Origin of the sequence: Paludibacterium purpuratum (genome assembly GCF_004363805.1) — a bacterium.
GTDB lineage: Bacteria > Pseudomonadota > Gammaproteobacteria > Burkholderiales > Chromobacteriaceae > Paludibacterium > Paludibacterium purpuratum.
The window spans coordinates 23,356-45,147 of the sequence record NZ_SNZP01000007.1 but is presented as its reverse complement, the minus strand read 5'-3'; the positions used below and the strand labels follow the sequence as shown (position 1 = coordinate 45,147).

23 protein-coding genes are annotated in these 21,792 nt (G+C 63.3%); 4 read left to right on the top strand and 19 right to left on the bottom strand.

Going from position 1 to position 21,792, the window contains the following annotated elements; all coding sequences use genetic code 11:
• Positions 1-28: 28 nt before the first annotated feature.
• The 12 genes from DFP86_RS09645 to DFP86_RS09590 form a co-directional block, all read right to left on the bottom strand.
• A complete protein-coding gene (locus DFP86_RS09645; protein WP_133680604.1) occupies positions 29-1,675 on the bottom strand; it encodes a sigma 54-interacting transcriptional regulator in 1,647 nt (548 codons plus the stop codon).
• A gap of 128 nt (positions 1,676-1,803) precedes the next feature.
• Complete coding sequence (hycI, locus tag DFP86_RS09640) at positions 1,804-2,280, bottom strand: hydrogenase maturation peptidase HycI (protein ID WP_133680603.1); 477 nt, start codon at positions 2,278-2,280, stop codon at positions 1,804-1,806.
• A complete protein-coding gene (locus DFP86_RS09635) occupies positions 2,270-2,683 on the bottom strand; it encodes a formate hydrogenlyase maturation HycH family protein (RefSeq protein ID WP_133680601.1) in 414 nt (137 codons plus the stop codon). Before DFP86_RS09635 ends, hycI begins: the two co-directional genes overlap by 11 nt.
• Positions 2,684-2,687: 4 nt before the next feature.
• Entirely contained in the window at positions 2,688-3,473 is a 786-nt protein-coding gene (locus tag DFP86_RS09630) for an NADH-quinone oxidoreductase subunit B family protein (RefSeq protein WP_208108291.1), read from the bottom strand.
• A gap of 8 nt (positions 3,474-3,481) precedes the next feature.
• Positions 3,482-4,021, bottom strand: a complete 540-nt coding sequence (locus DFP86_RS09625) for a formate hydrogenlyase complex iron-sulfur subunit (protein ID WP_133680597.1) — start codon at positions 4,019-4,021, stop codon at positions 3,482-3,484.
• A 10-nt stretch (positions 4,022-4,031) separates the two neighbouring features.
• On the bottom strand, positions 4,032-5,747 hold the full coding sequence (locus DFP86_RS09620; RefSeq protein WP_133680595.1) for a hydrogenase large subunit: 1,716 nt from the start codon (positions 5,745-5,747) through the stop codon (positions 4,032-4,034).
• Between the two features lie 22 nt (positions 5,748-5,769).
• A complete protein-coding gene (locus DFP86_RS09615) occupies positions 5,770-7,287 on the bottom strand; it encodes a hydrogenase 4 subunit F (RefSeq protein ID WP_133680593.1) in 1,518 nt (505 codons plus the stop codon).
• A 6-nt stretch (positions 7,288-7,293) separates the two neighbouring features.
• Positions 7,294-7,944: a hydrogenase 4 membrane subunit gene (hyfE, locus tag DFP86_RS09610; protein ID WP_133680591.1), complete on the bottom strand. Its 651-nt coding sequence runs from the start codon at positions 7,942-7,944 to the stop codon at positions 7,294-7,296.
• A gap of 10 nt (positions 7,945-7,954) precedes the next feature.
• Positions 7,955-9,394, bottom strand: coding sequence for a hydrogenase 4 subunit D (locus DFP86_RS09605; protein ID WP_133680589.1), 1,440 nt, complete (start codon positions 9,392-9,394; stop codon positions 7,955-7,957).
• Between the two features lie 9 nt (positions 9,395-9,403).
• Positions 9,404-10,342: a respiratory chain complex I subunit 1 family protein gene (locus DFP86_RS09600; RefSeq protein WP_133680586.1), complete on the bottom strand. Its 939-nt coding sequence runs from the start codon at positions 10,340-10,342 to the stop codon at positions 9,404-9,406.
• A gap of 10 nt (positions 10,343-10,352) precedes the next feature.
• Entirely contained in the window at positions 10,353-12,377 is a 2,025-nt protein-coding gene (gene hyfB / locus DFP86_RS09595; protein ID WP_133680584.1) for a hydrogenase 4 subunit B, read from the bottom strand.
• Positions 12,374-12,997 (bottom strand): 4Fe-4S dicluster domain-containing protein, encoded by a 624-nt coding sequence (locus DFP86_RS09590; RefSeq protein WP_133680582.1) that lies wholly within the window; start codon positions 12,995-12,997, stop codon positions 12,374-12,376. Before DFP86_RS09590 ends, hyfB begins: the two co-directional genes overlap by 4 nt.
• A 45-nt stretch (positions 12,998-13,042) precedes the next feature.
• Between DFP86_RS09590 and DFP86_RS09585 the strand changes: the two genes are divergently transcribed.
• Both DFP86_RS09585 and DFP86_RS09580 read left to right on the top strand, forming a co-directional pair.
• A complete protein-coding gene (locus DFP86_RS09585; protein WP_133680580.1) occupies positions 13,043-13,288 on the top strand; it encodes a hypothetical protein in 246 nt (81 codons plus the stop codon).
• Positions 13,289-13,335: 47 nt separating this feature from the next.
• Entirely contained in the window at positions 13,336-13,866 is a 531-nt protein-coding gene (locus DFP86_RS09580) for a lipocalin family protein (RefSeq protein ID WP_208108290.1), read from the top strand.
• Here the strand turns inward: DFP86_RS09580 and DFP86_RS09575 are convergent.
• Positions 13,850-14,767, bottom strand: a complete 918-nt coding sequence (locus tag DFP86_RS09575) for a LysR family transcriptional regulator (protein ID WP_133680578.1) — start codon at positions 14,765-14,767, stop codon at positions 13,850-13,852. The genes DFP86_RS09580 and DFP86_RS09575 overlap by 17 nt on opposite strands.
• A 112-nt stretch (positions 14,768-14,879) precedes the next feature.
• Between DFP86_RS09575 and DFP86_RS19605 the strand changes: the two genes are divergently transcribed.
• The gene (locus DFP86_RS19605) at positions 14,880-15,674 is read left to right on the top strand and encodes a carboxymuconolactone decarboxylase family protein (protein WP_133680576.1); all 795 of its coding nucleotides are present in this window, start codon (positions 14,880-14,882) and stop codon (positions 15,672-15,674) included.
• Positions 15,675-15,682: 8 nt separating this feature from the next.
• Here DFP86_RS19605 and DFP86_RS09565 read toward each other — a convergent pair whose 3' ends face one another.
• From DFP86_RS09565 to DFP86_RS09550, 4 genes are all read right to left on the bottom strand, one after another.
• Positions 15,683-15,940 carry a hypothetical protein gene (locus tag DFP86_RS09565; protein ID WP_133680574.1) on the bottom strand — a complete coding sequence of 86 codons (258 nt, stop codon included), beginning with the start codon at positions 15,938-15,940 and terminating at the stop codon, positions 15,683-15,685.
• A 140-nt stretch (positions 15,941-16,080) separates the two neighbouring features.
• Positions 16,081-16,539: a GNAT family N-acetyltransferase gene (locus DFP86_RS09560; protein ID WP_133680572.1), complete on the bottom strand. Its 459-nt coding sequence runs from the start codon at positions 16,537-16,539 to the stop codon at positions 16,081-16,083.
• 99 nt (positions 16,540-16,638) lie between these two features.
• Positions 16,639-17,379 carry a class I SAM-dependent methyltransferase gene (locus DFP86_RS09555; protein WP_133680570.1) on the bottom strand — a complete coding sequence of 247 codons (741 nt, stop codon included), beginning with the start codon at positions 17,377-17,379 and terminating at the stop codon, positions 16,639-16,641.
• A 58-nt stretch (positions 17,380-17,437) separates the two neighbouring features.
• The gene (locus tag DFP86_RS09550; RefSeq protein ID WP_208108289.1) at positions 17,438-18,811 is read right to left on the bottom strand and encodes a pyridoxal phosphate-dependent decarboxylase family protein; all 1,374 of its coding nucleotides are present in this window, start codon (positions 18,809-18,811) and stop codon (positions 17,438-17,440) included.
• Positions 18,812-18,902: 91 nt separating this feature from the next.
• On the opposite strand from DFP86_RS09550, the gene DFP86_RS09545 reads away from it, so the two are divergent.
• Complete coding sequence (locus DFP86_RS09545; protein ID WP_133680568.1) at positions 18,903-20,315, top strand: aminotransferase-like domain-containing protein; 1,413 nt, start codon at positions 18,903-18,905, stop codon at positions 20,313-20,315.
• Positions 20,316-20,324: 9 nt separating this feature from the next.
• Here the strand turns inward: DFP86_RS09545 and DFP86_RS09540 are convergent, their stop codons facing one another.
• Together DFP86_RS09540 and DFP86_RS09535 are read right to left on the bottom strand one after the other, a co-directional pair.
• On the bottom strand, positions 20,325-20,975 hold the full coding sequence (locus tag DFP86_RS09540; RefSeq protein WP_133680566.1) for a hypothetical protein: 651 nt from the start codon (positions 20,973-20,975) through the stop codon (positions 20,325-20,327).
• Positions 20,976-21,104: 129 nt separating this feature from the next.
• Positions 21,105-21,740: a DUF975 family protein gene (locus tag DFP86_RS09535; protein WP_133680564.1), complete on the bottom strand. Its 636-nt coding sequence runs from the start codon at positions 21,738-21,740 to the stop codon at positions 21,105-21,107.
• Positions 21,741-21,792: the final 52 nt, after the last annotated feature.

The following is a 21,792-nucleotide window of genomic DNA, read 5'->3' as shown; positions in this document are numbered from 1 at the left end:
ACAAAATCTCGACAAATCGATGCGACAATCATAATTCATCCAACGACTTGACCGAAATCCCCATACGCTGCATGCGCGACAGCAATGTCGTGCGCTTGAGCCCCAGACGCGCGGCGGCGCCTTTGGGGCCGGCCACGATGCCGTTGGCCTCGCGTAGCACGCGCAAGATGCGCTCGCGCTCCGGCTCGCTGCCGTCGTCGGGCGACAACGGTGCCGCCAGGCCGCCGGCGGGCCTGGCCGGCGCGACCGACGGCGGTGTCGACGGCGACTGCAGATCGGCCATCGGCAGATGCAGTTCGGGCCCGCGCGACAGGATCACGGCGCGCTCGATCACATTCTGCAGTTCGCGTACATTGCCAGGCCAAGGATGCTGCGAAAGACGCGTCAGGGTTTCGTCGGCGATGCACTCGATGTTGCGCTTGAGACGGCGGGCGAACTTGTGCGCGAAGAAGCGAGCCAATAGTGGGATATCTTCCGGGCGCTCGCGCAGCGGCGGCACCCAGATCGGAAAGACATTGAGGCGGTAGAACAAGTCGCTGCGATAGCGTCTCTCGGCGATCATCTGCGACAGATCGCAACTGGTCGCGGAGATCACGCGCACATCGACCGGGATGATCTTCTGCCCGCCCAGACGCTCGATTTCCCGCTCCTGCAGCACGCGCAACAGCTTGGGCTGCAGCTCCAACGGAATATCGCCGACCTCGTCAAGAAACAGCGTCCCCTGGTTCGCCAACTCGAAACGGCCCAGCCGTTGGCCATTGGCGCCGGTAAAGGCGCCTTTCTCGTGGCCGAATAGCTCGCTCTCCAGCAATCCGGCCGGAATGGCCGCGCTGTTCATGGTCACCATGCGCTGCGGTTTGCGCGGGCTCAAATTATGGATCGCGCGTGCGATCAGTTCCTTGCCGGTACCGGTTTCGCCCTGGATCAGCACGGACGAATCGGTTTCGGCCACCATCCTCACCTGCTCCAGCACCTCGGACATGGCGACGCTCTGACCGATGATCTCATCGAAGCTCTCGTAATTGCTGATCTCTTCGGCCAGCAGGCGATTTTCCCGCGCAAGCTTATCTTTCAGCTGCGAGATCTGCTGATAGGCCAAGGCGTTGTCGAGCGACAGCGCAATACGCGCGGCGATCTGCTGCATCAAAAGCAGATTATCGTGAAAGAAGGCGGCCTCGCGGCCATGGGCCAGCATCAGCGCACCGAGGATGCGTTCGCCGGAGAATAACGGCAGCACGCATAGCGAGCGAAACCCCTGCGCCAGCAAGGCGCGCACATGGCGATGTTCGGCGGCTAGCAGCTGCATGCGCTCGAAATCGCAGACCAGCACCTGCTTGTTCATCACGGCATCGCGGCCGGGCAGATGCGTGAGCGCAAACTCGGCCTGCTCGCGCGTGAGCGTGCCGTCGGGCAGAAATAGCGCGGCATGGGATTCGACGCGGGTCGAATCGGCGTCGAACAGATTCAGATCGGCGAAATGAACATCCAGATAGCGGCACAACGCACGCGCCACCTGCTCGACCAGGTCGTCGAATTCCAGCGTGGACAGCACGGCGTTGGTGACATCGACCAGGATCTGCAGGTGATCGCGCTCGCGGCGCAGCGCATCGAGGGAGAGCTCCCCGGCGACGGGCACGGCAGCAGCGGGCAAACGGCTAGGCAGATGGGAGTCCATGCGTCGATTCGGAAAATGGGCAATGAAAAGGGAATAAAGCCTGCTACAACCGATCTCGTCGGCATTGTAACAGGCAGAGGACTTTCGGCAAACGGAGTCAGATCAAGCTTGGTGCACGCTTTCCGCCCCTACGGGCGCTCGGACGACAGCCACGCCAACCCATCCAGCCCCTGCCCGGCCACCAGGCGCGCGTGAAGCGCACGCACGGCCGTGTCGATCTTGGGCGTCATGGGGAAATAAAACGCCACCACATCGGGCTGCACACCGAGAAACAAGACCTCGTCGATCTCCTCGCGCAGGCGCTCGATCAGGAAATTGAGCGGCAGGTTATGCGTGGTCATGATAAACATTTCGGCAATCGTGCGGTCGTCGACCAGGCGGATCTCGCCCGGATCGAGCCCCATGTCGGCGGCGTCGAACACCACCACGCGCCGCGGCTTGGCCGCCAAGACGCTATGCGCAACGTTCTCCGGCGCCGAGCCGCCGTCGATCGCCAGCCAGCCGGCGGCGGGTGCCGAGTGCAGCAGCGACGCCAGCAAGGGGCCGGCGCCATCGTCGCCCATCATGGCGTTGCCGACCGCCAGGATCAGATTGTCAGCCGTCATGACGCTTCACCATCAGATACATGGCAGGCTCGGCCTCGATGGCCGCCAGTGCGCCCATCAGCGTCTGGTACCATCCCGCCTCCTCGCCGGCGAACGACTCGCGCGCGCCGGACAGCGCCGCGCCCAGCATGCCGATATGACTGGCATCGATCATGATTTCGCCGAACTTCAGCACCCCCATGAGCTTGCGCCGCGCTTCGTTGTCGGGCAGGCGCGCGGCCCAACGCTCAAACCCGTCTTGCGGGCAGGACAACACCGGTTTCAGACAATCGATCACCCCGATGTGATGCCCGAGCGCCAGCGTCTGATAAATCACCTGGCGTGCCGCGCCCTCGGGCGGCAGGTCCTGTTCGCGTTCGAGAAACTTCTTCGACAGCGAGTAAAACACCACTTTGCCGCTCATGGCCTCACCCCCTGCCGACACCGGCGCCGATGTCCCACAGCCGCGTCAGGATCTCGGCCAGGCGCGGGTCGTCCTCGCCGGATAGACGGTGCTTCATGCACTCATCCAGCGGCATTTCGCTTTCCGCCACCAGGGTCAGGAATTCGTCGGCGATCAGGCGTCCGCTGCGATAGCCGGCCAACCGGCGCGCCTCGCGCTCGATCTCGACGCGCACGTCCAGCGCAATGGTCGGATGCGGCAGCGTCGGCCGCTGGTGCTCGTCCTCGACCTGATGCGTCCCCTTGAGCTTCTGATCCAACAGCCCCAACGCCATGGCAAAGCCATACAGCGTCGCCGCCGGCGTCGGCGGGCAACCGGGAATGTAGACGTCGACCGGTACGATTTTGTCGCTGCCGCCCCAGACGCAATACAGATCGTGAAAAATGCCGCCCGAGCAGCCGCAGGCGCCGTAGGACACCGAAATCTTGGGATCCGGCGCCGCCTGCCAGGCGCGCAGCGCCGGCATGCGCATCGCGCGCGTCACCGCGCCGGTGAACAGCAAAATGTCGGCGTGCCGGGGCGACGCCACCACCTTGATACCGAAGCGCTCGGCGTCGAACACCGGCGTGATGGCGGCGAAGATCTCGATCTCGCAGCCGTTGCAGCCGCCGCAGTCGACGCGATACACGTAGGCCGAGCGCTGGATATCCTTGAGCAACTTGCCCTTGAGCGCCGCGATGTGCTCGCTTTCGGTCAACGGCACCGGCATGCCGTTGGCGTCGCGCGGCACGATCAGGTTCGAGGTTTGCATGGGTCCGTTCATTGTTCCGCCTCCGGGCTCAGATGCTGCGATACGGCGTCGCGCGCCACGGTCGCCGCGCGCTTGCAGGCTGGGCAGCAGGCAAACTCGGCGCGACGCGCCTCATCCACCGCCACACCGCTTTGCCGCAGCAAAGCCATCGCGTAGTCGATTTCCCTGGCCGGCGCGAACGGCCGGCCGCACGCTGAGCAATCCTGCAAACGGAAACTGGCTTTTTGCAGCAAATCGTCCTTATTGGCCACGGCCAACTCGAACGTCGGCGTCAGCACGATGGCGTGGGTCGGGCACACCTCCTCGCAGCGGCCGCAGAAAATGCAGCGGCCGAGATGGAGTTGCCAGGTACGGATACCGGTGGCGGTGTCGTTGTCCATGGTCAGCGCGTTGGCTGGACAAGCCGTGGTACAGGCGGCGCAGGCGATGCACTGCGTCGCGTCGAGTTCCGGCTTGCCGCGAAATCCCGGGCTGACCGGAAACGGTGCGAACGGATACTTGGCGGTCGCCTCGCCCGCGTCGGCAATGATTTTGAAGAGCTTGAGCATGAATCGGCTCCTATTTCAGCGGCGAGTCTTTGCGCTCGCGGCCATAGCGTTCGATTTCCTTGTAGGGCACCGTGGTCGACTTGTTCTTTTTCACGTCCACCAACGTCACGCGGTCGGTGCACGAGTAACAGGGGTCGATACTGGCCACGATCAGCGGCGCATCCGACACGGTATTGCCGCGCAGCATATAGCGTAGCGGCGGCCAGTTGGCATAGGTCGGTGCGCGGCAACGCCAGCGGTACAATTTTTGGTTGTCGCCGGTCATCGCCCAGTGAATGTCTTCGCCGCGCGGGGCTTCGGCGAAGCCGAGTGCGAACTGGTGCGGCCGATAGTGGAAGCCTTCCAGCAGCACCGGACCCGCCGGCAGATTGTCCAGGGCGTATTCGATGATCGACAGCGAATCGAAGAATTCGCGCGCGCGGATCAACACGCGCCCCAGCACATCGCAACTGTCTTCCGTATGCACATCGAACGGCAGGCTGGCGTAGCCGGCGTACACATGGTCGGCACGGACGTCGCGCTTGAAACCGCTGGCACGCACCAGCGGACCGACCGGGCTGAAGTCGCGCGCCACCTTCTTGTCGAGGATGCCGACGCCGGCGGTACGTTGTCGCAGGTTCGGCGTCGACAGCAGCATATCCACCAGTTGCGTGACTTCGACGCGCAATTCGGCCACCAGCGCCAGCGTGCGGGTACGCTCGGCCTTCATGATGTCGCGCCGCACGCCGCCGATCAGGTTCATGCCGTAGGTTTTGCGCGCGCCGGTCAACAGCTCGGCCATGGTCATGGCCTTCTCGCGCACACGGAAGAACTGCATAAAGCCGGTGTCGAAGCCGACGAAGTGGCTGGCGAGCCCCAGGTTCAGCAGATGGCTATGCAGCCGCTCCACCTCCAGGAAGACACTGCGGATCGCCTGGGCGCGCGGCGGCACCACCAGGCCGAGCGCGTTTTCCACCGCCGAGCTGTACGCCACGCTGTGGGTAAAGCCGCAAATACCGCAGACCCGATCCGACAGGAAAGTCACCTCGTCGTAGCCCATGCGCGTCTCGGCCAGCTTCTCCATGCCGCGATGCACATAGAACATGCGGTAGTCGGCATCGACGATGTCTTCGCCGTCGACGAACAGGCGGAAATGCCCCGGCTCGTCGGAAGTGATGTGCAATGGGCCGAGCGGCACGTCGCGCGTGCTGCCGGTGGCGTCGTTGACGAAGGTGTAGGTTTCGCTGTCGGAGGTCGGTGCCGGGCGCTGGTTGTACGCCATCGCGTCCTTGCGTAACGGGTGCAGATCGTCCGGCCAATCGTCCGGCAGCACCAGGCGGCGTTCGTCGGGCAGGCCGACCGGGACCAGACCGTACATGTCGCGGATTTCGCGCTCGCCCCATACCGCCGCCGGCACGCGCGGCGTGACCGAGGGAAACTCGGGCCGGTGTTCTTCCACCAGCGCGCGCACCACCACCCAGCTTTTGACGATGCCTTCCATCGACAGCACGTAATACACGGCGAAATGGCCGTTGAGCGGACGCTCGTCGTTGCCGAACAACACCGACAGCCAGCCGCCCTGTTTGTAATACAGCCACTCGACCACGTCAGGCAGGCTGCCGAGCTTGATGGTCACGGTCACCTGATCCGCGGTTTGCCATTCGGCATCCAGGATAGCCGCGCCAAAGCGTTCGCGCAGTCCATCCACATAGTTTTGGCCCACTTTGGTTTGTTCCGAAACGGTCATTTGCAACACTCTCCTCGCGGGCTCATTGAACCGTGGCGGACGGCGCCACCACGTTTTGCACCACCGCGGTCGCGGCATGCAACAAATCGGTGACCGGTCGCGGCGCGGCCACGCCCATGATCAACATCAACGCCAACAGCACCGCCATCGGCACCAGCGTCAAGGCACCCGGTTCACCCGGTTCCACCTGGTCGGGCGCCGGCCCAAACAGACTGCCGGCCACCATGCGCACCAAACCGGCCAGCACCACGGTCAGCAAGACCAGGCACAGCACGATCAGCCCGGCATGTCCCGCCTTGATACCCGCCGTCACCAGTAGGAATTCGCTGAAGAACACGTTGAACGGCGGGATGCCGCCCAATGCCAAGGCCCCGGCGCCGAACAGCATGGCGGTCAGCGGCGCCGACTTGAGCAGCCCCTTGATCGCGCCCAGATCCGGCGTGCCGTACTTGAGCAGCACATTGCCCGAACCGCAGAACAGCAACGCCTTGGCCAAGCTATGGTTGATGGTGTGCAAGAGCGCGGCGAACACGCCGAGCGGACCGCCCAAGCCCAGACCGAGCACGATCAACCCCATGTTTTCCACGCTAGAGTATGCCAAGAGTCTTTTCATATGACCTTGAGATACGATAAAGAACGCTGCCACCGCCAACGACATCAGCCCGAACGCCATGAACAGCATCTGCGGGAACGCCGGGCCGATGGCGCGCGACACCAGCAGATAGAAGCGGATGATGACCAACAGCGCGCAGTTGAGCAGCACCGCCGACAGCAGCGCACTGACCGGACTGGGCGCCTCGCTGTGCGCGTCCGGCAACCAGGCATGCATCGGGAACAGGCCGGTCTTGGTGCCGAAGCCGATGATCACGAACACGAAGGCGAGCCGCATCAGCGTCGGGTCGAACGACTTGGCTTGCCCCATCAGCACGGTCCAGAACACGGCGCCGCCATGGTCGCCCATCACGCTGGCGGCATTGGAGTACACCAGCACCACGCCATACAAGCCGAACGCCACCCCGACGGTGCAAATGATGATGTATTTCCAGGCCGCTTCCAGTGACGAACGTTGATGGTAGAAGCCGACCAGGAAGGCCGACCCGAGTGTGGTCGCCTCGATCGCCACCCACATCATGATGATGTTGTTGGCCGTCACGGCCAGCAGCATGGTGAACAGGAACAGATTGAAGATGCCGAAATACAGGCACAGTTGCCCGACGTCGATTTCGCCCTCTTCCAGTTCATGTCCCATATAGCCGATCGAGTAGAAGCCGGTGAGAAAACCGACCAGCCCCAACAGGCCAAGGAAAATCGCGCCGAGCGCGTCGACGTGCAGCCAGCCGGACAGTGCCGTGGCCGGACCGCCGTACAGCACGGTGCCCGCCACCCCCAGCGACAACACCAAGAGCAGCGCTGTGCCGAGCAGATGCAAGGTGGTTGCCGCGACTCGCGCGCCCGGACCCAACAGCCGCGCAGCGAAGCACAACAGCGAGGTCACCAGCGGAATCGACAACAAAACGGAAAGCCATTGGTTTGCGGTCATTTTTGATCAACCCTTCAACGCGGTCAGTTGCTTTACATCCAGCGTGCCAAGCGTGCGCTGAATCCGGCGCGCCAGAATCGCCATGATCAGAACGGCGAACACCGCGTCGGTGGCGATCCCGACCTCGACCAGTTCAGGCGCGCGGCTCGCCATCAGCGCCAACGTCAGATGCGCGCCGTTTTCCATCAGGCAGTAGCCGAAGATCTGCTTGAGAATGTTGCGCTGGGTAACGATACACATCAGGCCCAGCAGGAAATGCCCCAACGACACCGCCAGCGCGGGCTTGAGGTTGGCCACGACGGCGAGTTTGACCGAGGACACGGCGAACCACGACAGCATCACGATGACCGCCGCCAGCAACAACATCCAGGCCGGACTCAGCCAGCCAGGCAGCGCTTCGCGATCGGCCAGCCGGCCCAGCGTGCGCACCATGATCAGCGGCACCAGCACCACCTTGGTGACGAACGCCGACAGCGACCATAGGTAAAGCTCGCCCGAGCCCTGGGTGGTGGCCAGCGCCAGGAAAATCCCCACCAGCACCAGCGACTGCAGCGCATACCAGCGCGCCGAGGACAGCACGCTTTGGGTGCAGATCACCAACAGCGAGGTGACGATCAGCAGGCCGGCCAGATTATTGACGATCAACATTCCATCCATGATTCCCTCCTCAAGCCAGCCAGGACGCAGCGATGAAGCTGGAGGCCAGACACATCACCAACAGCACGGCAAACACCACGCGCATGGCCCACGGTAACGGGGTGGCGGAGGCCACCGCCTCGGAGGGCTCGCCCGGCACGACTTTGCCGAACCAGGCCATCAACCAGCCGAAGCTGCACACCGACTCGATCAGCGCCAACACCACGAGCGGCAGCACCAGCCAGTGCGCGCGCGACAGTTCGAAACCGGCCGCCAGAATGGCGAACTTGCTGAAGAAGCCGTTGAACGGCGGCACACCGGAGATCGCCAGGGCGGCCACGCCGAAACACAACCCAAGCATGGGCGACTTCTTCAGTACGCCGCGCAGATTGGGCAACATGCGCGTGCCGCAGGTGTACGACAGCGCCCCGGCCACCAGGAAGAACAGGCTCTTGGCGAAAGCGTGGTTGAAGATGTGGGCCACCGCGCCGTCGAAGGCGAGCCGTGAGCCGAACACCGACAAGGACAGGCCGAGAAAGATGTACGACAGCTGGGCGATGGTCGAGTAGGCCAGCAAGCGCTTCATATCCTTCTGCGGCAGGTACATGGCGAAGCCGTACAGCATGGTCGCCAGCGCCATCACCGCGCCGATCCAGCCGATGACTTCCGGCACGGCACCCGCCGAATACAGCGCGCGGGCGAAGATATACACGCCGACCTTGACCATCGACGCGGCATGCAGATAGGCACTGACCGGGGTCGGCGCCTCCATGGCGTCCGGCAGCCAGACATGCAGCGGCAGCTGCGCCGACTTGCCCCAGGCCGCCAGCATGATACCCAGGAACACCACGATCTTGGCTTGCGGCGCCAGACTGGCGATCCCCGCAAGCGCGAAGGAGCCGGTATTGGCGAACAGCCAGCCCGCGGCGACATACAGGCCGAGCGCCGCCACATGCGTGACCAGCAGCGCCTTGAGCGCCGACTTGAGCGCCTTGGGTTTCTGGTAGTAGCCGATCAACCCCCAGGAACACGCGCCGGTGATTTCAAAGAACACCAGTTGCCCCAGCAGCGTCGAAGACAACACCAGGCCGGCCATGGCGCCGATGAACACCAATAGATAAGCGTAATAGCGCGGCTGGGCGACATGCGGATGCTCGCGATTGCCTTGCGACATATAGGCGGTCGAATACAGCACCACCAGGAAACCCAGCACCACCACGGCCACCGCCACCAGCGTGCTCAGGCGGTCGACGGTGATGCCGATGAGCGGCATACCCGCCAACGAGAACACGTCGGCGGTCAAGGCTATTTTGCCGCCGGCGGCAAAGGCCTGCGCCAGCGCCAAGGTACCCACCGACGCCATGAGCGCGACCAGGGTGGCCAGCCACTTGCCGATGCGTTCAGGCAGGCACAGCACCAGCGCCGCACCGACGAAGGGCATCAAAATGGTCGCGAGAGCGATATTTTCCATGTTTGCTCCTCAGAGACCGGTGAGATAGAAGACGAAGGACAAGGCCGCCAACCCGAAACCGATCCAGGTGACGCGCGAGGTCAGCAGGAAGCGGCCGCGCGCCATGCTGTTTTCGATCAGGCCGGCGAGCGCGAACACCACCAGCAATTTCAGCGGCAGCGCCACCGCGGCGATGGCCAACGAACCGGCATCCAACGCGGCGGCACAGCCGAACGGCAGGAAAACGCCCAGCAGGAACTGCGCCATCACCACCTTTTTCAGCCCCAGCCCCAGTTTCAGCAGGGCCAGCGACGGACCGGAGTACTCGGTCAGCGGCCCCTCCTGCAATTCCTGCTCGGCTTCTGCCATGTCGAACGGCAGCTTGCCCATTTCGATGAACACCGTGAAGGCGAACGCCAGCATCGCCAGGCCGATGGCCGCCGGCGACTGCAGATAGTTGCCGCCGATGCCGGCGCCGATGGCGCCCAGATTGGTTGTGCCTTCGATCAGGGCCACCACCAGCAGCGACAGGATCATGGTCGGCTCGACCAGAATGCCCAGCGTCAGCTCGCGGCCGGCGCCGATACCGGCGAAGGAACTGCCGGAGTCGACCCCCGAGAGCGAGAAGAAGAAACGCACCAGGGCGAATAGATAGGCAAACGTGATCAGATCCGCCAGCGCCGACAGCGGCGAGTGGCGAGTCAGGGCCGGCAAGGCCATCGCCAGCAGGAATACGGCGCCGAGGATCACGTAAGGCGCGGCGCGGAACACGCAGCCCGCACTGGCCGGCGCCACGTCCTGGCGCCTGAACAACTTAATGACGTCGCGGTAGTCCTGCAGCACCCCCGGCCCGCGGCGCGAATGCATGCGCGCGCGAATCATCCGCGACACGCCGGTCATCAACGGCGCCAGCAAGAGCAGGGTCAATCCCTGCACCACAGCCAGCACGATCATAGTCAGGTTCGGCATTGCAACGCTCCTATCGAACCGAAATCAGCAGCAGCGTGACGAGCGCCACGACCACATACAGGCAGTACACGCGGAAATCGCCGCGCTGCAGTACCGCCACGCGCCGGGCCAGTTTCTGTACCCCGGCGACAATCGGGGCGATCAGATATTCGTCCCAAAGCGGCTCGACGCGGGTGGCACCGGCCACGGCCCCGTTCAACCCACGCGTCGCGAAGGCCGCCGGGCTCAAGGTTTCGCGCAGACGATAGAGCGCACCGAACATAAAGCGCACCGGTTGGACGAAGCCCTGCGGCGACACTGTCATCGAGCGCTCAGTGGCATAGCCGCAGGCCCAGGCATCGCCGCCATGGCGTCGCGTCATGCGACTACCACGCAAAGCGCCCACCAGCAGGAACGGCAGCAACGGCGCGGCCAGCAACAACAACGCCAGTAGCGGCGTCGACACCGTGGCCGGGGTGTTGAGTTGGCCGGAATGCAAGGCCAGACCCTGCGCCACCGGCACCATGAAACCACCGGTCAACGAAGCGGCCACGCGGGCGAACAACGGCGCGAGCCATGGCGCGCCGATGCCGCTAAGCACACACAGCACCGCCAGCACGCCCATGGCCAATACCATGGAGAATGGCGCCTCTTCGGCGTGCTCGGCATGCTCGCTCTGGGCTTGTCCGGAAAAGCTCATGCCCCAGGCCTTGACGAAGCACATCGCCGCCAGCGCACCGGTCAGCGCCAGCATGACCATGGCGACCGGCCCGGCCAGGCGCATCATGAAATCGCCGTCGTGGCTCATGGCGAACAGCGCCTGGTAACTGAACCATTCGCTAACGAAACCGTTGAACGGCGGCAATGCGCAGATCGACATGGCACCGACCAGGAAGGCCAGCGCGGTCAGCGGCATGCGTCGCGCCAAACCGCCAAGCTGGGTCATATCGCGCGTGTGGGTCCGGTACAGGATGCTGCCCGCGCCGAAGAACATCAGCCCCTTGAACAGCGCGTGGTTGAACAGGTGATAGAAGGCCGCCATCAGCGCAAGCGATGCCAGCGCGACGTGCCCGGTGGCCAGCCCGATCATGCCGGCGCCGACCCCCATCAGGATGATGCCGACATTCTCCACCGTCGAATAAGCCAGTAGCCGCTTGATGTCCTGCTCGGCCAGCGCGTACAACACGCCAAGCACCGCGGAGACGGCGCCCACCGCCAGCACCAACAGCCCCCACCAGCTCGCCTGCGCGCCCAGCAGGTCGATGCCGACCTTGACGATACCGAACACGCCGATCTTGACCATCACGCCGGACATCATCGCCGAGCCGTGCGACGGCGCGGCCGGGTGGGCGCGCGGCAACCAACTGTGCAGCGGCACCATGCCGGCCTTGGCGCCAAAGCCCAGGAAGGCCAGCACGAAGACCAGCGACGCGGTCGGCAGCGGCAACCGAAGCGTGCGGAACGACTGGAAGTCCAGACTGCCGCTGTGACTGTAAAGAATGAAGAAGGCGATCATGATCAGCACCGATCCGGCGTGGGCGATCAGGAAATACAACAGGCCGGCGCCGACCGACTCCTCGTCCTGATCGAAGATCACCAGGAAATAGGACGCCAGCGACATGGCCTCGAAGAACACCAGGAACCAGAAAGCGTTATCCACGGCCACCAGCGCCAGCATGGCGGCGATGAAGCTGTTCATGAACAGCCCCATGGCCCAGGCGCCGCGCCCCTGATACTCGCGCACATAAGACTGCGCGTAGAGCGAGGCCACCAGCGCCAACAGCGAGATCACCGCGACCATCAACGCGGAGAACATATCGAGACGCGCGGTAAAGTGGGCGAAGGCGAACGGGCCGGCCACCGTCAGCAGCTCGGTGTGGCCGGACAACAAAACCGGCGCGGCCGCGAACAATCCGGCCACCCCGCCCGCCACACCCGCCAGCGCGGACAGATTGATCGCCAGCCGCTCGCAGCGGGCCAGCACGGCCGACAAGACGGCGCCCGCCAGAAACAGCAGCACCGACAACAACAAACAACCCAGTGGCGTCAGACTCATTTTGGCTCCCGGGAACGATTCAGCGAAACCTCGGCGGAGAGCGCCTCTCCTGCGCCGGCCTGCTTGGCGCGGACGTCCGCGGCCAACAGACGGCTGTCGACCACCTTGAGCGCCCTTGTCGGGCACACGCGCACGCATTCGGCGCCGTGGGCGCTAAAGGCGCACAGATCGCATTTGACCGCCACGCTCTTGACGCCGGCCTGCCAATCGAGGATCGGGTCCAGCATCGCCGGACTATCGCCGCGCGCTTGACTCGCGGCAGCGGCAGGCGGCGCCTGATAGAGATGACTGACCGGCACCACACCGGTGACCGGTGTGCCGCTCGGGGTGATGGCGCCAAACGGACAGGCGATCGCGCATAGCTTGCAGCCGATGCACAATGTCTCGTTCAGCACGACCGCATCGTTCTCGTGCGTAATGGCATTGACCGGACAAACGCGCGCGCAGGGCGCGTCCTCGCAATGGCGGCACTGCACCGGCGCAGTCAACTGCCCGGTTCGCACCACTGTCAGACGCGGATGCGCCTGCAAACCCTCGGCCTTGTGCACCATGGCACAGGCCGCCATGCAGGTATTGCACCCGATACAGCGTGTTGGCTCCGCGAAGACGAAGCGGCTCATAGACCAATCCCCCGAAAAAACCACGGCGACACGGATATAGTGCATATGCCGTGCCAGGCAGGGCCTTTCGGCGGAAACAATTTCGTCCGGAGGGATTTTCCGTTTGGCGCCAAGGGATTGGCAGGCTTCGAGCTTGCCGCGGCGCCACTGTCGCCAGGCGATGCGACACGCCATATCGACAGAAGTGTCGAAACCGGCGCCGAAAATGACACTTCGACAGATGTCGAGGCGCTCGCGCAGCAACGCACGCTCGCGCCGCAAACCCATCGCAAACAGACAAATACGGGATAAATCGCGATAATGGGCCCTCGTCCACTCGGCATCGTTTAGGAAACCCAGTGAAATCGTACCTGCTCGCCACGCTGCTCGCGCTGGCCGCCCTACCCGCCTTAGCCGATACGCTACCGACCGTCGGCCATTTCGAGATGGCTCGCTTCACCGGGACTTGGTACGAAATCGCCAAATACCCCAACTGGTCGCAGCGTCACTGCGTCTCGGAGGACACGATGCAATATGCGCTGACCGAGCAGTATCAGCTCGCCATGGTCAGCCGTTGCCGCACGGACAGTGGGGAGATGGAGCAAAAAGAAGGGTTGGCGCGACCGCTGGGCCGGCCCGACTCGCCGCACTTGGAGGTCAGCTTCGCCTCGCCGTGGTTGAGCCTGGTACCGGCCGTCTGGCGCGACTACTGGATCATCGATCTCGACGCACGCTATCAACTCGCCGCCGTCAGCGACCCATCGCGCCAGTCGCTATGGATTTTGTCGCGCACGCCGCATGTCGACCCGGCAAACTATCAGGCCCTGCTTGGCCGATTGATCGGCATGGGGTTCGACATCAACAAGCTGGCGCTCACCCCGCAACCGTAGGACGCTGGGCGTAATACGCCCGCACGCTGCGCACGAAAGCCGACACCGGCGCGCCCTGGTCGCCGGAGCGGTAAGCCACGCCGATGCCGATCGCCATGCGCTCGCCCTCCACCAGGGGCCGATAGACCACCCCCTTGCGTCTAATCGCCGTCAGCGAGCGGGCAATCAGACCGACACCGAGCCCCGCGGCGACCTGCCCGAGCAACACATGATGATCCTCGGGCTCCGGCAGCCAGCGCGGCGCGAATGACCACCCCTGAAACAGTCTGCGGCAATGGTCGTAAAAAGCCGGGTTACGCTCGCGCTCGAACCAGAACACCGCCTCCCCGCCAAGCTCGGTCAACGATAGCCGCCGCTTGCGCGCCAGCGGATGCCCGGTCGGCAGCGCCACCGTCAGCGGGTCGTCGCACAAGTGTTCCACCACCAGATCGCCGGTCGTCGACGGCAAGCCGATCAGCGCCACATCCAATTCGCCGCGCCGCAACCGCTCGATCAGTTGGCGCGAGATGCGCGACAGGACATTGAAGCGGATATCGGGATATTCCACCTGAAACAGCGCGGACAGATTGGGGAAAACCTCGCTATCGACCACCGTCGTCAAACCGACATTCAACACCGGCTGGGCGGCGTCCGCCTCTGCACGCGCCTTTTGCAACGTGGCATCGGCCTGGGCCAGCAATGCCCGCGCATCGAGTAGCAAGCGCTGCCCGGCCTCGGTGAGACGCACGCCACGGCGATCGCGATCGAACAGCCGCACTCCCAGCGTCTGCTCCAAGCGTTGGATCTGCCGGCTCAAAGGCGGCTGAGTCATGCACAGCCGCTCGGCGGCCAGGCGGAAGCTCAACAGTTCGGCAACGGCCACGAAACATTCCAATTGTCGGGTTTTCAGCAAGTGACTCATACAAAAAAGGTATCAGCAAAATGGCATTGGCGCCGTATTGGCGCGACGGACTAGATTATGACTCGCGAACGAAGCCGTTCACAACGCCAACCCATACCGAAGAGAGGTCATCATGCACGACGCCCGTTACCAACACGGTTTGCAACAACTCGCCCAGGTCGCGGGCACCGATCAGCCAGCCATCGTGGCCGCCCTGGCCGATATCTCGCCCGATCTGGCCTACTTCACCGTGGCGTTCGGCTACGGCGACATCTATGCCCGGCCGGGCTTGACGCCGCACCAGCGCCAACTCGCCACCATCGCCGCACTGGCGGCGCTGGGCAACGCCCGGCCACAGCTCGTGTTCCACTTGCACGGGGCGCTCAACGTCGGCTGCACACCGGCCGAAATCGTCGAAACGCTGATCCACCTCGTCGGCTACGCCGGCTTTCCAGCCGCGCTCAACGGCATTTTCGCCGCCGAAGAGGTATTGCGCGCCCGAGGGATCACGCTGGAGGCGCCGGCCACGCCGGAAACCGAGCCCGGCGAACGCTATCGCAGAGGCTGGGCGGCACTGGAGAAGATCGACGGCGCGGCCGGGCAGCGCGTCATCGAAAGCTTGCGCGACATTGCGCCCGATCTGGGCCGCTACATCGTCGAGTTCGGCTTCGGCGACATCTATACCCGACCGGGGCTAGACCTGACGACACGCGAGATTGTCACCGTCGCCGCCTTGGCCGCCATGGGCACGGCCCTACCGCAGCTCAAGGTGCACATCCACGGCCTGCTCAATGTCGGCGGCACGCGCACCGCCGTGGTCGAGACCTTCATCCACATTGCGGTCTACGCCGGATTCCCGGCGGCCATCAACGCCACGCTCGCGGCCAAAGAAGTATTGCGCGAGCGCGACGGGACGCACCCGGCCTAAGGCGCCAATTACGCCACGGTCTGCAGCAACGAGCCGCTCGACACCAGCCCCCCGGCCACCCTGCCGGCATGCAGATAATGTCGAACGGCCAGCCGGCCGCCGTTGCCCGGCGGTTGGTATAACGCGATACGTGTCAGGGCGGCTTCGAGACCAACCTTGGCGGGCGGCGCAAACATCCGGGCCGCCCGGCGTGCGCGACGGCGGCGCCGCTCGGCACGCGCTGCCGCGATGGTCCATGGCGCGGAGCCTAGGCAAAACAACAACATGACATCTCTCCACCGTTCGCCCGGCACAGTCCGGGCGGGTAAAGAAATGATTATTTTTTCGGCAACAAAAAGCGCCTATCGGCGCATTCCTAAACGCATCGGGAAAATCGCGGATCAATCCGCGTCTACGGGGATCGGCTTTAGCCGCGATACAGGCACTTGCCGAAGCAGGCGGCCTCGTTGCGGCCGGCATAGCGGCCGTAGTTGGCGATACGTACATAACCGTGGCGCTGATAGAATTCGACCGCGCGCCGATTGACTTCGCGCGTCTCCAACCAGACCTCCTCGTAGCCCATGCGGCGCGCCTGGTCTTCGAGATGAACCAGTACGCTACGGCCGACGCCGCGATGACCGGGTACGGCGTACATGCGTTTGATTTCGGCAATCCCGGGCTCCAACAGCCGCAAAGCACCGCAACCGACCGGCTCGCCGCGCTCGCCGCGCGCCACCACAAAACAAGCATGCGCCCCGGCAATCTCCGACGGATCGAACGAGGCGCGACCGCTGGAGCCGGTCAATCGCCTCAGCACGTTGGATAGCGCGTTCTGTAGCATGACAGCATCGCTAGACGACGGGTCTTCATGAGTCAACAGATACATGGCTCACCTCCGCAATCATCGCTCTCGGCGGTGTTCCTCACCGCCCAGAAAACGATTTCCCTCACTTCAGAATATGTCTTATCAGCGATCCTGCAAAATTCAAATCCTGGCCGATACAATGATCTCGCGACTTTGCGCCGGATCGAACGGTGCACCATCCCAATCGCCGTACCAATCGACCTGCTCGAAGCCCGCTATGTGAAGATGCTCGGCCAGCCTTTGACGCGTCATAAAACGCAACTGGCTTTCGCACACCCAATGTTCATTGCCTGGCCGCACCTCATAGTGACTCTCGAAATAAACCAGTTGCCCTAGATGCGCCTGCAGCACATGCCAATACGCCAGCTGTCGGCCGTCCGGCAACGTCACCCGTCGCATCGACCCTTGCGGCGTCCAATGACGCCAGGGCAAGCCCGCCGGGTTGCGCGTTTCGAACAGGATGCGACCACCCGGACGAAGCCGGACGCGCATATCGTTCAAGGTACGCGTCACCTCGCTATCGGCCAGCAGGCATTGGAAAGCATGGCCGGTCATGGTAATGGCGTCGAATGCCGGTTCGGGAGGCAACAAGGTCAACTCGCCGACATGCCATTGCACCTGCTCGTCGACATCCTTGGCGCGCGCGACGGCCACCATGGCGGGGGCCGGGTCGACAGCGCACACCGCATGCCCGCGCGCCGCCAGGCGCAATGCCAAGCTACCGGTACCGCAGCCGAGGTCGAGCACCGCCAACGGCGCGTCGCCGAGCAGCGATTCATAGAAGCGGAAATCGTGCTCGCCGACATTAAGATGATCGTAGAACTCGACCAGCTGTGGATCGGTGTATGGCAGCACGTGCATGGCGCGCCTCTATTCAATATGAATATCAAACTCATATTGCATGGCGAGTCCGATCGGGTCAAGCGCCGACCGCAGAGGCCAGTGCGCGACAGACACGTTCGACATCGGCATCGTCGGTGCGCCAGTTACTGAAGGCAGCGCGGATACCATCCCGCCCCTGCCACTGTCCAGGCGTCATGAATACTTCGCCGCCCTGATTGAGCCGACGCAGACATGCCGCTGTAGCGCCGTTTTTCGGGCGGAAGATCACCACGTTCAATTTCGGCGGCTTGAGCAATTCGAAATCCGCAGAAGCCTCGAGCCAATCGGCGAGCGCGGCGGCTTGGCGACAATTATCCGCCACCATGCGTCCAAAACCGTCGCGGCCGTAGGCAAGCAGACTGAACCACAGCGGCAGCGCCCGAAAACGGCGCGACTGTTCGATCCCGCGATCCATCAGGGTCGGCAGTGCGCTGTCGCTTGCCAGATAGGGTGCGCTGACCGAGCAGCACTGCTGCAGCAGATCGGGATGGCGCGTTAGAAAGATCCCGCAGTCGTAAGGCACGTTCAACCACTTATGGCCATCGCAAGTGATGGAATCGGCCAATTCGATCCCCTCGGTCCAAGCGCGCCGTTCGGCATCCAAGCGCGAGAACAAGCCGAAAGCGCCATCGACATGCAGCCAGGCGTGGTGCTCGCGACATAGCGCGGCGATCGCGCGTAGATCGTCGAAATCGGTGCCGGTCACCGTTCCGGCGCTGGCGATGACGATTTTGCCCGGCACAGGGCAATCGACCAATAATTGCCGCAACGCGTCGGTATCCATGGCCTCGGAGTCGGCCAGGCTAGGCACTTCGGTCACTTGCCCGCGTCCGAGGCCGACCAGGCCAAGCACCTTGAGACTGCTGGCATGCGGCGTGGCGCTGAACACCCGAATGGCTGCGCCGCCGATGCCATCGCGGGCGATATCCCGCCCCTGGCGCCACCCGGCATATTGGCGTGCGCAGGCCATACCCAGCAGATTGGCTGCCGTGGCACCGGTGGTCAGGCTGCCGACGAGCCCCGAAGGCAGATCCAGCAATTGGCATAGCCAGTCGAGCACCTGCAGCTCGACCGCGGTGGCGATCGAATTGCCGGTCGAGGCCACGTTTTGATCGATCACCGAGGTCAGCCAGTCGCCCGCCAAGGCGGCCGGCGTGACGCCGCCGGTAACGAAGCCCAGGTAACGCGGCCCCGGCGAGGCATTGAAGCCGGGCGCGAGATCTCGCACGAAGGCCTGCCAAACGGCCGACAGGCCCAAACCATCTTGCGGCAGGCTGCGCGCAGGCGGCTGCGGATCGTCCGGGCGCGCCACCGGACGTTCGTCCAGCTGCTTCAGCCACTCGACACTCCACGCCGCGATCTCGCCCTGCAGATCGAACAGCGTTTGTTGATCCTGCTGCATCGGCCCCATCGTCACTCTCCTGTTATTTATCGTGACAACAGCGTATGCTTTTTTAAAAAAAGAACACAGATACAGAAAACACGATAAAAAAGCATACAGAATGAACGCCAAATACCAGCAACTTGCCGCCGGCATCCGCAACGACATCCACCAGGGCAAACTGTCGGCCGGGCAACGCTTGCCGTCGATCCGCGTATTGGCGCGCCAGCATGGCGTCAGCCTGACGACGGCGATCAAAAGCTACGAGTGGCTGGAGGCGCAAGGCGACATCCTGGCCGCCCCCAAGTCCGGCTTCTTCGTCTGCCATCGAGCGCCAGACTTGCATACTCCGCGTTTTCCCGCGTTCGACCCCCAGGCCACCCCGGTGGACAACGCCGCACTGATCGCCGAAGTTCGACGCGGCGCGCAGGAGGCAACCCACGTCCCGCTCGGTACGGTCATGCTGGCGGCAAGCTGCCTGCCGCTCGACGAATTGCAACTCAGTCTGACACGCGCCGCGCGCCGCGCGCCGCAAAGCGCCGCCGGCTACGGCCCGCAAGCCGGCGAGCCCGCACTGCGCCAGGCGCTGAGCCGGCACTTCGCCGACGACGGCCTGGCGCTCCTCCCCGACGATCTGCTGATTACCAACGGCTGTATGCCGGCGCTGAACTTGGCGCTGTTGGCGGTCAGCCAGCCGGGCGACACCATCGCCGTGCCCTCGCCGTGCTATAGCGGTCAGTTGCAGCTGCTGGCAAGCCTGGGACGCCGGGTACTGGAAATTCCCTGCCACGCGCACGGCATGGATCTGGATCGGCTGGAGGCCTGTCTGGCCGAGGGCGTGGTGCGCGTCGCGCTATTGACCGGCAACCACTACAACCCGCTGGGGTTTTGTCTGAGTCCGCAAGATAAACAACGGGTGGCGGCGCTGGCGGCACGCCATCGCTGCGTGGTGATCGAGGACGACGTATTCGGCGAATGCGGTCACGGCGGGCCGCGTCCACTGCCGATCAAAGCGTGGGATACCGAAGGCTGGGTCATCTGGTGCGGCTCTTTCTCCAAAACGCTGGCACCGGGCTACCGCATCGGCTGGTGCGCGCCGGGACGCTCGCTCGCGGCGCTCGCGACCCTGCACCTTTCCGGCATGTTGGCGGTGAACGCACCGCTACAACTCGCATTGGCGGATTTTCTCAACCGCGGCGCCTACCGGCGCCATCTACACCGGCTACAGCCGCAGCTGTCGGCTCAAGTCGATAGCCTGCGCCAGGCGGTACTGCACCATTTTCCGACTGGAAGCAGAGTCAGTCAGCCGGTTGGCGGTTATGCGCTGTGGGTGCAATTGCCGCCAGGCGGCGACGGCCTGGCGCTGTACCGCGCAGCCAGGGAACAGGGCATCGGCCTGGTGCCCGGTGCGGCGTTCAGCGCGCGTGGTCTGTACCGCGATTGTCTGCGGTTGAATGCCGGTAACCCGTGGAGCGAGCAATTGAAACAAGCGGTGACGACGTTAGGCCGTTTGGCCCGCGGTCAACTGGCATGAGCGGCCAGGTCAAACGGCAAGCATCTGCCGCTGCAGCGTCTGGACACAGCTAGCCGTTGCCGTACCGAGCTCCCACTTCAGCCGGGCCGCCCCATTGTCGACCATCTCGTCGTAGGTGGGCGCGCCGGTGTCGTCTGGCGGCATATAGTGACAACCGCCTTCCGCCAGCACCGCGTTCAGTTGTGTATCGATCAGGCGCGCTTTGGCGGTATAGATGACCTGATAATGCGTCCAGTTGGTCGGGAAGTAGATAAACCCCCAATTCACGGTACGCACATCCATGACGTAACGCGCGCTGGGCTTCGCCTTATGCGCAATCTCGTCCACCGACTCCGAATCGAAACGCAGAAACTTGGGTTTAGCGTAGGCGCCGTAACGGTTCGACATGACTTGCGTCAGCTTGAAGGCGATCTGCGACGCGGGATCGGCGACGTTGTTTTCCTTGACCAGACTATTGCCAGCGCTAATCGTCAAAGCCCCGCCCAACAAGCCCCCGATCAAACCCATCTTGGCTGGCGTCATCGCCGCAAAACTCGGCCTGTCGTAGACGGACACAATCACGGTCTGATTTCTGAGCGCGGTGATCCCCGCCGTCGACAATTGTTTTTGCGGCAAGCTGGCGCAGCCTGCCAAACAGGCGGCTACCAGTCCCGCAATCATGTGTTTGCGCACCACAGGCTCCAAGCAATGAACTGACCGACAATGGCCAGTTCATTAAAATTAACATTCTGTCGTAAATAATAACACTTGGAGCCGACAGTGGAAATATGACAAAAGGCTAATAAAGTTCTACTGATCGTCGAAACCGAAGGCTAGCCCGGGACCGGACACAGCCGGCTCGACCGGCAAATCGCGGATATCGAGATAGAAACGGGCTAAGCTCGCACTGATATAGGGAACAATCCACAGGAAACCAATGCCCAGTGTGACGATACCCAGCAAAAACCAACCGCTGAAGCGGAATCCGAGACAGCAGAATTTCCACTTATTACCGAACATCATGATCTTGCTCTTGCGCAGCGCCTCGCGCGCACGAAGCTGCGGTTCGTCGGCCAGGATGTAGAACGTCATCGAGTAGGCGTAAGCGGCAATGATGCCTGGCACGATCAGAAGCAACGCCCACAGCAGAATAAACAGCGACATCAAAAAATAGGCACAGAAGCAGGTGGCGAAGTGGGCGAAACCGTCGAACAAATTACCGACCCGCACTGGCTCGCCACGTAAGAAGCGCAGGAAGACCATCGCAATACCCAACGCCAGCGGCCCGCTGATCATCACACTGATTCCCGCGCCAAACAGGCCGAGCAAATTAGTCGCCATCATGATGCCGAACTGGATGGCGACAATGGCGATGGCCACTTTCCAGCGGCCGGACAAGGCGGCACGAGCCTCGGCCATGATTTGCGCATTCGGTGTCGAAGACATTCGGCTCATAGTTGCATTGCTCCGCGATAATCAAGTCAAATAACCCAAGATA